This is a genomic window from Nostoc sp. FACHB-152, from assembly GCF_014697475.1.
Classification (GTDB): domain Bacteria; phylum Cyanobacteriota; class Cyanobacteriia; order Cyanobacteriales; family Nostocaceae; genus Nostoc_B.
Window position 1 is genome coordinate 25753 of sequence record NZ_JACJRV010000074.1, and the last position, 10914, is coordinate 36666.

13 protein-coding genes and 1 pseudogene are annotated in these 10914 nt (G+C 42.1%); 5 read left to right on the plus strand and 9 right to left on the minus strand.

Translation table 11 applies throughout. The annotated features are described in order from the left end of the window. Positions 1-3 precede the first annotated feature (3 nt). From H6G76_RS29395 to H6G76_RS29420, 6 genes are all read right to left on the minus strand, one after another. Positions 4-363, minus strand: a complete 360-nt coding sequence (locus H6G76_RS29395) for a hypothetical protein (protein ID WP_190708950.1) — start codon at positions 361-363, stop codon at positions 4-6. A 55-nt stretch (positions 364-418) separates the two neighbouring features. After that, entirely contained in the window at positions 419-1102 is a 684-nt protein-coding gene (locus tag H6G76_RS29400; RefSeq protein WP_190708952.1) for a hypothetical protein, read from the minus strand. A gap of 5 nt (positions 1103-1107) precedes the next feature. Further along, on the minus strand, positions 1108-1572 hold the full coding sequence (locus tag H6G76_RS29405) for a hypothetical protein (RefSeq protein ID WP_190708955.1): 465 nt from the start codon (positions 1570-1572) through the stop codon (positions 1108-1110). A 3-nt stretch (positions 1573-1575) separates the two neighbouring features. Next, entirely contained in the window at positions 1576-2595 is a 1020-nt protein-coding gene (locus H6G76_RS29410) for a tyrosine-type recombinase/integrase (protein ID WP_190708956.1), read from the minus strand. A 106-nt stretch (positions 2596-2701) separates the two neighbouring features. After that, positions 2702-3109 (minus strand): four helix bundle protein, encoded by a 408-nt coding sequence (locus tag H6G76_RS29415; protein ID WP_190708957.1) that lies wholly within the window; start codon positions 3107-3109, stop codon positions 2702-2704. 398 nt (positions 3110-3507) lie between these two features. Next, positions 3508-3942 (minus strand): hypothetical protein, encoded by a 435-nt coding sequence (locus H6G76_RS29420; RefSeq protein WP_190708958.1) that lies wholly within the window; start codon positions 3940-3942, stop codon positions 3508-3510. 276 nt (positions 3943-4218) lie between these two features. Between H6G76_RS29420 and H6G76_RS29425 the strand changes: the two genes are divergently transcribed. Next, positions 4219-4470, plus strand: a complete 252-nt coding sequence (locus H6G76_RS29425; protein ID WP_190708959.1) for a hypothetical protein — start codon at positions 4219-4221, stop codon at positions 4468-4470. A gap of 564 nt (positions 4471-5034) precedes the next feature. Here H6G76_RS29425 and H6G76_RS29430 read toward each other — a convergent pair. Next, the gene (locus tag H6G76_RS29430; protein ID WP_190708960.1) at positions 5035-5670 is read right to left on the minus strand and encodes a toxin-antitoxin system YwqK family antitoxin; all 636 of its coding nucleotides are present in this window, start codon (positions 5668-5670) and stop codon (positions 5035-5037) included. Between the two features lie 213 nt (positions 5671-5883). Between H6G76_RS29430 and H6G76_RS29435 the strand changes: the two genes are divergently transcribed. Both H6G76_RS29435 and H6G76_RS29440 read left to right on the plus strand, forming a co-directional pair. After that, positions 5884-6285, plus strand: a complete 402-nt coding sequence (locus tag H6G76_RS29435) for a hypothetical protein (RefSeq protein WP_190708961.1) — start codon at positions 5884-5886, stop codon at positions 6283-6285. A gap of 7 nt (positions 6286-6292) precedes the next feature. After that, entirely contained in the window at positions 6293-6442 is a 150-nt protein-coding gene (locus H6G76_RS29440; protein WP_190708962.1) for a hypothetical protein, read from the plus strand. Positions 6443-6795: 353 nt separating this feature from the next. On the opposite strand, the gene H6G76_RS29445 is transcribed toward H6G76_RS29440, so the two are convergent. After that, positions 6796-7065: a hypothetical protein gene (locus tag H6G76_RS29445; protein WP_190708963.1), complete on the minus strand. Its 270-nt coding sequence runs from the start codon at positions 7063-7065 to the stop codon at positions 6796-6798. Positions 7066-7473: 408 nt separating this feature from the next. Between H6G76_RS29445 and H6G76_RS29450 the strand changes: the two genes are divergently transcribed. Both H6G76_RS29450 and H6G76_RS29455 read left to right on the plus strand, forming a co-directional pair. After that, positions 7474-8391 carry a tyrosine-type recombinase/integrase gene (locus tag H6G76_RS29450; RefSeq protein WP_190708964.1) on the plus strand — a complete coding sequence of 306 codons (918 nt, stop codon included), beginning with the start codon at positions 7474-7476 and terminating at the stop codon, positions 8389-8391. 158 nt (positions 8392-8549) lie between these two features. After that, positions 8550-9194 (plus strand): tyrosine-type recombinase/integrase, encoded by a 645-nt coding sequence (locus H6G76_RS29455; RefSeq protein WP_190708965.1) that lies wholly within the window; start codon positions 8550-8552, stop codon positions 9192-9194. Between the two features lie 130 nt (positions 9195-9324). On the opposite strand, the pseudogene H6G76_RS29460 reads toward H6G76_RS29455, so the two are convergent. Next, positions 9325-10914, minus strand: a pseudogene (locus tag H6G76_RS29460) (bifunctional DNA primase/helicase); the annotation flags it as partial.

Here is a 10914-nt window from a genome sequence, read left to right on the forward strand (position 1 = left end):
ACATCAAAAACAAATTGTTTTAAACTCCCAAACCATCAGTTCCTCTTCATCCCCAAAAGAATCGATTACAGTTATATTCCACCTAAACTGATGTAAATATCTTTTTAATTCCATTGATTTTACTAATACGCTATCCTCTTGCCAAGTCTCATATCTATGACCTACTAAAATTAAATCGCCTTTTCTGGTGATTGGTACTTCACATTGATAATAAACAATGCCTCCATCGTCACCAACTGCGACAGGAAAAACATCAGGTGTAAATGGGTGAGCAATAACATACTGCTCTTGTCTAGGAGTTAATATGATGTCGTATTCTCTCACCATTTTTCGGGCAATTTCTGAACGGTTTAGAGATTCCATATTTGTAATTTAAAAGTAAAAATTTAGCACCAAAATTTAACTGAGCTAATATTTATTAGATATCTAATTTATTCAAGTCGGTCATTAATATCCAAATATTTTTATTTTCATAAAAATCCCCACGCTGCTCTAAGGTAAAACCACCAAGCAACAATCCCAGCCATACCTCCACCATCGGCATTTTCAATTTCTGTTGTAGTAAAGTCAGCGTTATTTCACTTTTAGTCTGTTCCAGGTACTGGGCGATCGCTCTAGTCCACTTATCTACATCCTCATCCCCTGCCAACCGATGAACATCCTCTACAGTCTGAATGTCCAGCAAGGTCAAGATATTCTCTTTCTCCACAGGTGCGGCTATTGAATCATCCTTACTGATAGGATAAGAAAACTGGTGTGGCCCATGCGGTCTAAAAATCTGAGGTGGCGGTTCTTCTATTAAGTCATCCAAATCCAGTTGCATCGTTGTTCTTACCAAACCAGCAAATATATCTGTGCTAATCACTGGCCCCTCAGTATCATTCTGAGCTTGTACATCTTCTAACAACAACCCAGCACGAGAAAGTAAAATATCTGCGATTTGATAAAACGCTGCCGCAGCCGTTGATAACTGTGCTTCGGTTGGTAAATTTTCTAGTTCTGTGTCTAAGCACTCCCACACTGGGGCTAGTGACGAGGTGGGCGGGGCTGAGGATACCTCATCTAGCACATCCCAAATTGTTAACTGGCGATAGCTGGTCATGATTATCAGTCAGGATGCAGGGGACAAGGACGCACTGGACAATGAGAGGGGCTAATCTCAAACATATCCTTATATTGATACAGTGAAATACCATATTGTCTGGCAAATGCTTGCAACACTTGATCTGTATAAGCTCGGATTTTTCCCGCCGTCAATCCAAAGCAATGAATTGGCTCTAGCCGACAAACGGGTTGTTGCCCTAGCCATAGTTCTGCACTCAAGGCGTGTAACGGTTTATCTCCTGGTTCTTTATATAGATAAAGCACTGCATAATATGTTGCTGGTGGCTCGACCGTAATTTTATCTATTTCTCCTTTTTTATCATCACTGCGATGGCGATAAAACGAGCGGCGATTATGGCACACTTTCGGATTCCAGCAGCCATCCCCATCCTGACCATGTAGTACTTTTGCTTTCGATGTCGGCATTTTGGCGCATAATTGGCATTTGGGATCAAGCGGCTTTGGCATACCTTACTCCTCTTCTTCTTCACCTATCGCTCGATAGTAAGCGGCGATCGCCGCTTCTTGTTCCGAGCGAAGTGTGTAACGTCGAAATGCTTTCTCACTTTGATGTCCTGTCAGTTTTCTGGCGTGTCCCGGATCTACGCCCAACAGTAATAAGTCAGTAGCGTAAGTGTGTCGAAATGAGTGCGGGTGTAGTTCTTCAATGCCTGCAAGCGAACCTATTTTCTCCACTGCAAAATAAATTCCGTGATAACTCAAGCGTTCACCTTTATATGACGCATGGTGTGAAATCATCAACGGGGTCAGGCTGTTTAATTCTTCACCAGTTTCACTGCGCGTAAGCAAATACTCTTGCAATACTTCCCGACTTTGTTTTCGCAGTGGTACTAAGCGGGGTTCATTCGTTTTCGTGTCCGGTAAGAACAACAGCTTGCCATCAAATGACCCAACATTTAACTCTACAACTTCCCCTGCTCTTAACCCATGAGAGAGAATGTGTACCAGTGCTGTATCTCGCTGCTTTGTTTCTCCTAATAACTCCAATGCCGCCCACACTTTCTCCATCTGTTCTGGGGTTAAGCTTTGGGCTGGTGGTAACGGAATTTTTTCTAGTTTCACCCCTAGTGTCGGATTCGTTGCCATAATGTCAGGATATGTGCAACACATCCACTTGAAAAAGCTTTTGAGTGCTGAAATCCCGGCATTAATGCTGCTTTTTGACAGTCCTTTACCTGCTTCAGTCCGCACTTCATCTCGCAAATATTCTTTATATAATGCCAAGTGACGTGGGCGTAGTTCATGATAAGACAGCTGCGTCCATCCCAAAAATCGCTTCAGTTCTCGTTCGTACAGTTTCCGGCTATTCACCGACAGATTGTTGCTGCGGAGAAATTCTAGTACCTTTACATGGCGAATATCTGTTGTTGGTCGCGCTCTCTCTGGACGCGGTATTCCTTGCGCTGTTTCACCATTCAACGGAATTAGCTTTATTGGCGGTAGATTACTCAGTTCTGGATTGTTCACCATAAATTTGTTTCATTAAGTCGCAAGTCGCAGGTCGCAAGTCGCAAGTCGCAAGTCGCAGGTCGCAGGTAATTATCTATATGTTTATTCTCTACTCAGGGTTAAATTACTAATTCTCGTTTGCCGCCTCCATTCTCCTGCCGTTCGATTTGCTGCCATTTAACCTCTGTTTAATTGTGCGGGTAGAAGCAATGAGTATTTTCGCTATTTCATTAGCTTCCTGAAGTAATGGATAAAATTTAGACTTCTCAACAACTTCAGACTCAATCAAAATTTCTAACCAATACTCAGTTTCGCGTGCTTCTTTTAAAGCAATTTCCATTTTGTGCAAAAAATCTTTATCTGACTGAGCCGACCGCGATTCTCGTACATTCGCACCAATACTCGTACCAGAACGTAACAGTTGCTTTGATAATGTGCGGCATATCCCTGGCTTTTCATCCAAAAAACTGCAAGCTTTAATAATTCGGATGGCAAACACCTTACTTTTATCAACAATCCCCACATTTTTATCCATGATTGCACCTATTCCACATTCTTACTTGCGACCTGCGACTTGCGACCTCCCCCATCATACCCGATCACGCCGCTACACAAAATAATGTACCCTTATCTTTTGTCCGATATAATCTACGATATAAAATTATTTTTTTGAGATTGCTTGTTTATCTAACTTGTGTCGGTTCGCAGACAAAGTGAAAATTGTCGCGGACTATGTGAAAAATTGTCGCAGACTAATTGAAAATGAGCGTGGATCAATTAGGCTGGAGAGATTATCACTAGATTGGGGGCAAGAAAGCCTTTGGCAAACGGGGTGAGAAGAATCACCAATAGTGGATCAAAGAAAATTATTGGTAAATTCCCCAGTTTGAAGATGGACACCATCATTTGGTGGGAGTCCCAAATTGAGCGAGATTACATTACTAAATACTCCTGAACTAAAGAAAATAAAGCGATTGCCATCTGTTCAAATTTATCGCCGTCTGGATAGGGGCAAGGTACAGCCAAGTTTTTGTCATTTTGCCAGTGCTTATTGTATGGTTCTGGGTCTAATGGTGCGTAGATGAAAGTTAACACCTGATCGCGCCACCAGCCACTTAACTGAATTAGTTTCTTTCCTGGCAACAAGTAAAAGTTAAAACTAGGATAGTAATTATGTTTGTGGAGAGGATCATAATCAATCAAACTATTTTGAAAGTAAGCTTCAAAATAAATAGCGTCTGATGAGCGATTGTAGACTCTTCCCTTCTCCTGGATAGGAGATACTTTAAAACGTAGCCAAGGGAAATGCGCTTGAGCTATTTTTATTGCCGCGAGTTCAAATTCGATGGGAATAATAACGTTATTCATTTTCTCCTTTTTGCTTTAATAACAATTTAGAAAATTTCGATTTATTTCTAACGTTTATTTTAGGGTAATATAGTCTAAAAATAAGATAACTTTGCTAAAATTTAACTGATTTTTAAGTATCCTAATAATTGAAAACATCTAATTAAATATGCCTAAAATTCAGGAGAAAGATTGTTGGTGATTTATAGACTGCAAAGTGATGACGGGTGAACTCCCAGAGAACTGCCCTAATCACGAAGTATGTAAAGCGTTAGGTTTGCCACCTCAAAATAGAATGTGTGGCATTCCTTATCAAATATAGATCAGTTATTTAAAGTATCTACACTGGAAGTCTTTAAATCATTAGACAGTGAAGCAAAAGAAGCAGGTTACAGTGCAGCAACTAATATTTGTTACAGTTATAAAAACTATTGTTTAACTGTTGGTAGAAATGAGTTTGGTTTTAGCCTTGATATTCCAGCCGAAGCAAGAGCTTTAGGCTTTGCTGAAGCCGAAAAATGTCATATCAATATCGACGTGGTAAATTAGCGGAGATATCACACTAGACGCTACTCATTCCAAAAGTGAATTCCGTACCTCATTTAAGGTGGGCTGTACTAAGGTTAAGATAAAAATACTACAATACAGTTACGTGCAGAATCAAAAGAAATTTTCAATTAGTCTGCGACAAATTTTCACTTAGTCTGCGACAACACAAGCCAGAAACCCTATTCTTCCGTTGACAATTTTTCACTTAGTCTGCGAACCGACAATATTTTACAGTAATTTCAGTATGCAAGGGCAGCGATCGCCATATTTCTCCGCTCAAGTGGCTCAAATCCTTATTCTTGCTTTAGAAAAATTTTTCGCTTGTCTGCAACCCACATTTGGATGAGTTGCTCCCTCTAGATATGGTCGCAATTGAATATTGCCGATTTAGTTAGGCAGATATAGTCTTTTGAGAGTTTCGGCTGGGTATCGCTCTGGGGGGGAACTCTTGTGGCTCTTGCTGTGCGATCGCCGTTTTGATGTCTCAATTGTAGGGCAACTATTTATGGCACACCATCCCTCACTCTAATTGATGGTAGACATCTTTGCTCTATTTTCTTCGATTTAAATAGCTGGATTTTCTCGATAATTACAATTATCTACTTCTTGGAATTTTGGTAAGGTTTGATCCTGAATACAAGCTTTTAAATACTTGGCTTTTATCACTTTTTCCCCATTTACATAATATTGAGGAAATCCTCGACGCAGAGAACCTTTTTGATTCCATTCTCGATAAATTCCATGTTCTCTACCATTTTGAAAATGCTGTTCTCGATAAATCGTTTTATTATCCCCATTCCACCATCTTTCATACCCGTGTCGTTCTCCATCTTTTAAATATCTTTCTTCGCTAATCACACCTTTTGCTGAATACCATAAATCAACACCTGTACCATGATACAGTTCGTAACTCCCGATGAAATTACCATCATAATCATATTGTTTGTTAATTCCATGTTCTTTTCCTTCAACATAAAAGCTTTCTTCACACAAATTTCCATTATCATGCCATGTGCGAAATAAACCGTGCATTTTTTCGTTTTTTATCTCATATTCCATACATATTTGATTCTCATTCCAAGCACGATAAGCAATTTTTTCGCCGTTGACCAAATAATATGCTGATTTGATGATGCCATTTTCTGAATATTCGTTAATTTCCTCAATTGCATTTTCAGGTATCATTTGATTTGGCTTCATTAGTGTTTATCTGACGCTGTTTACTTTGTTTTGACACTCATAGAAAACATTAATGCCGCGATCGCCTAGCCCATGTCCGAATTTTAGGGAAAGCGGCTAGTATCAGCGTTTAAGTTAAAGTCAGCTTTCATTGCCACTCGCTCAAGTATATTCAAGTATAATTTAGATGCGTTTGCCCTACAGTCTGTCCTCCTTGAAGCCAAGGAGAAACTAATGAGACACTTTAGTGTGTTTACTTTTCTGTATCTAGCAGCGGCAGTTTGCCTAACGGTGGTCATACTTGAGCATTCTGACATCACTCCCAACCAGAAAACGAGCCTGCTAGTAAATGCTGGACTGTTATACCTTGCCTCTATCCTGAGTACCTTTCGATTTTGGCATCAAGGTATACTACGAAGCGAAGCCAGACTACGCGATAAATCTGCTTGGGAGCGAAATTTGGTCATGTTCCTACCAATGCTTCTCATTGTAGTCACGCTTGTTACAGCACTCCCCAACCTGCTAAACCACAACTGGTCGATGCATGAGATCGCCAGAGCATCTGTAGGGCCACTGCTCATCCTCCTTAGTGTCGAACAACTCTTGAGGAGAAGCCAATTTCGGCGCGAATCCTGATTCATACTTGCGTAGCTTGCCGCCAACTTTTGTAGGGGCGAACCGAATCGCCAAACAAGTTGGGATCATCGCCGCGAATACCCACACTTTAACCTTGGTAATCGAGAGTAGCGATCGCACGATGCTAGTAAGTCAAACCTTTGCAAAGTGCGTATAGTTTTTCCGTTTTCGCACGATGAATCCTAGATTTATCATCTGGTTTTGTCATAGGCTTTTATCTATGCGTTGCTCTTGAAAATCAATTTAATATCTATAAAATAGGAGGCAAGTAAGCAATTTAATTAAGAAAAACTTGATTACTTCGTTCTTAAGCCTTATTTATTAAGAGTTTCAAGAGCCAATACTGCATAACTTCCTTGCGAAGTCGGAGCGATCGCATAATAGAGATATGCAACAATGGCTCTTCATCACCCTGCTATACCAGGATTGTGCCAATCCCAGGTAAGAAATTATTTACCCTGTTTCTTAATGCTCCATAACTCCAAGTTTTATCAGGTAGCTGCTATCAACTCACCCATTCCCTTGACCTGCATCAATCATTTTTGCAAGTGATTCAGCATCAAATCGGGTAAGAGCTTCCGCTAACTGCTGAAAATATTGGTATTCCTGATCTGCATACTCGCTGGGTTCCAATTCCAACAACTCGCAAAACTTCACATAATCTACCATCCAGTTAAACTCTTCAATTGCTTTTGAAAATCGACGGGCCAGCTGTAGTGATTCTTGAGTTGGGTTTGTGGGTGTACCGTTGTGGGTTTGGGTAGTAGCAGGTTCAGTCATAAATACAATAGTAGTATACTTGTATTGGTGATTTTAGCATTGCTCTGACTTCTCCCAAAACTTGAGTAGCTTACACACTCATGAAGTGAAGACAGCGCTCGCACTTGACAAAATCATCTGTGGAACATCTAAATTTTTGATTAGCTCCTTAGCGTAAGCATTGCCCTGCATTAATTACAGCCCAACATTTAATTGATACAGTTCAATCGCCTCCTTCAACACAAAAATTCTCCCAGCATGGAACAAGAGATTGCTCAAGCACAACAAGGAGGTCTTTTGACTTATTAAACAGTGATCGCCTACATAAAGCAGATACAGATATACGGCTATGCCTGCTTATATGAGTGTGGATTACTTATCAAAATATAACTGTGCGGAATATAATTTTTTAGAAGATTATGATTCGCAATGTCTACCAACACTGTTACGTCATTGGTTTTGACGAGTACGCCACCTTTAACCCAACACCCAGCAATTGTTTATCTCTCAAAACTAAGTCCGGGGTCGAAACCGACAATGAAGCACTCGCTCAACCTGATTGCCCAATTGCTCACCCAGAATCAAGCTGACTATCTGACTTTGAATTGGTCAGGATTACGCTACAAACACACCACATCTGTGCGCGCAACACTGATCAAAAATTACAAGCCAGCAACAGTTAACCGGATACTCTGCGCCTTAAGGGGAGCTTTGAAGTCAGCTCTCCTCTTAGAGTTGATCAACCCGATTGATTATGCCCGTGCTATTGACATCAAGAGTGTGAAAGTGTCTCAAGAAGGGAGCAGACGGGTGCTTAATCAGAACGAGATTGATGCTTTAATGCACACTTGTTTTAGCGATCTCACCCCAGCAGGTTTTAGAGATGCGGCACTCATCGCTCTCCTTCGCGGTGCTGGACTGCGACGGGCTGAGGTAGTTGGGCTGGATAAAAAAGATTTTCATCATCATGGAGAAATCAAAATCTGCTCGGCTCACCCAAGAGTTGAGAGGACTGTTTATTTATCTAAGAGTGCGCTCGCTATCGTTAATGATTGGATTGAAATCCGAACTCTCACAGATGGCCCTCTACTGTGTCAAGTTAACAAGTCTGGACGTGTAGTTTACCAACGGCTCACACCCCAAGCAGTGTTATTCATTTTACACAAGCGGGGTGAACAAGCTGGTATAAAACCATTCTCGCCTCACGATTTGCGGCAGACATTCATTTGGGATTTGTTAAATGCTGGTGTTGATATCTCAACTGTACAGAGTTTAGCTGGACTTTCAAACCCTGCTACAACTACACGCTATAAACATAACTTTCGCACAGAGGAGCGCTCTTGTTAACCGGAGAGAACTTCACCTATTTCCGCAAGGAGGCTCCCACTTACTTTCACTTCATCAGCCTGAGTGCGTTTCCCCTATGCCACGCACAAGTAGAAAAAATCTGTCCCCCTAGACTGGGATAATGAGAAAACAACGGGGGCGGTAATTAAAGAGGCAAGTTGAAGATTGATAGGCACGGCAGAGCCAAAATACTCTCGCCAGAAGAAATTCAACTTTTGTTCTCGCAGGGAGTAGACTCACTACGAGACAAAGCGTTATTTGCCGTGATGCTTTACACCGCTTGTCGGGCTTCGGAAGCAGTGACCCTGCTCAAGCGTGATGTGTATGACTCCAGAGGAAAAGTCAGAAATAAAATCACTTTTCGCAAAGGGAATACAAAAAATAAACTGGCTACGCGCGCCATACCTGTAATTCAAGAATTGAGAATCAGGCTACAAGCATATCAACCACGAGATGATTCACTGTGGCTATTTCCGGGAAATCCAGATCATTCTAGGGCTAATAGCCACCTGCACCGAGATTCGGCACTGTGGATAGTGCGAGTAGCTTGCCAACGAACAGGAATTGAGGGCGTAAGTTCACACAGCTTTCGTCGCACAGCACTCACAGCCATGAGTAATGCCGGCATTCCCTTAAGAGTAATTCAGGAAATTTCTGGACATCGCACCTTGGATGAGCTTTACAAGTATTTGGAGGTGAAAGAAGAACAAATATTAGGAGCGGTATCATCTTTATCGCTGCTAGCCCCAGTTGAAGAAAACGACTTCGAGAAACCCTCGAAAGTCGAAGTGGTCAAAAAATAAGTTCAGCAAAGGCATTAACCTCATTTTCCTCAAAAAACAAATTTGCAAGGGACAGCAGCACAGTTAACGTAATGTTGCTGAAGTGAAAGGTAATAATTAGTGATAGTGAGTCGTCAGCTTTGATAATAGTTCAGCCCCCCTCTACAGGCAGCATATCCTCAGAGAGCCAGTCGTAAAACTGAGGGAAAGCAAGCGTGATCTCCTGCAATTCATCCTGTGCTACAGCCTCCAGTTGAAACACAACGTGCCACCGCCAATCAGTGGCCCATCGCTTGAGGATTCCTTTGATAGCCGAGGCTCCTAAAGCAATGCCAGAGCGAAGTGTTTCTACACAGTGAAGTAGAGTAGTGCGTTCGTCTTTGACGTTGCCGCAGGCATCGCTTGAAGAAGGGCTGGGGGGGGATTTTGCAAAGTTTCTCTCCCCCAGCAGCACCTCTCCCCCAGCTCCAATAGCTTTCAAAGAAGGCGTAGTATCCGCCCCCTCCACTAATGGATTCTGTATACCATTTGTGGGGGGGGTGGATACGGAAGAAGAAACAGGTTCAACCCCTTGTGAGGACTGTATTTGGGCGTAATCAGCCCGTTGCTGTTGACGGTGAGCGATAACTTGTAATGCAAAATCCAATTCGGATTTTGAAAGCGAAAATAGTTTAACCTGCATTCCGCGAGGCCCAGATTTGCGAAAAACTAAACTTAGTCCTAACTGCGCGACCAAAGTGGCCAATAACCAAATTGGTTGGCAATCACTTGGGATAGTAAACCCCAAAATTGTTTTGATGTGAGCAGCGCATTGTTTTGCGATGTGAGTCATAAGTAATAGTTGTTCGTCGGCAGCAGTAATTTCTTCTCCGGTGACTAATCGTTTGAGAATGTCATGTAGTCCTAAGTTGAAACGAGCTAACCACTTAGCAGAGTAATTCCCCCAATCTGTGCAGAATGGTAATTTATTTCGCTCGGATAAGTCTTTATCACTGACAAAAGTTGGTGGTGCGGGGTATTTTTGTTTAGTCCGAGAATCCAGAATTGTCTCTTGGGATGGAGATAAAATGGCCTCTAAAGATGCGATCGCACTTATTAACCGACCGCCGTTGTCTTTTTCCACCAGAGATTCAGTGACTTCCATACCGTAGGAATCCCAAATCCGGAACTTCTCACACTCGTAAGCCTCATCGGGAGAGAGGTAATCCTTACTTTGCCGTGCGCGGTACTCACTTCTTGAGATGGTATTGGCTTTGGCGACAGCATGATGGTGAGCAGCATCTAGGGCATCAGCCGCATATTTTAAGGATTCCCAAGCTGCGACATCAATATGATCTCCGGCAGGTACGATAGTATTGCCCATGTCGGACAACAGCGATCTCAGGTCAGCCCGAAGATTGTTAATTGATTGGTGGCGAGAAGCTTGAATTTGACAGTAAGCTTCTAATGCCCAATCTTTCTCCACCCCACGCTTGCCTGTTTCACGGTCGATTTTGATTAAAAACGCCGTAATTTCATTCGTTTGAAGTAGCCGTTCTTTGATTTTGGTAGGGTTGGTTTCTTTGTAACCGAATGGTGGCTTAGGAGCTACCCAAACATGAATCGGCACTTTCGGGCGATAACGCCACAACTGTTGAGCGCATTCGGTGGCGGTTTGACTGACGGCATGGAAGACACCGAATACTAAATCAAAATGATATTGTGAGATGTCAACACCAGTACCCAGACTAGGCGAAGTTAA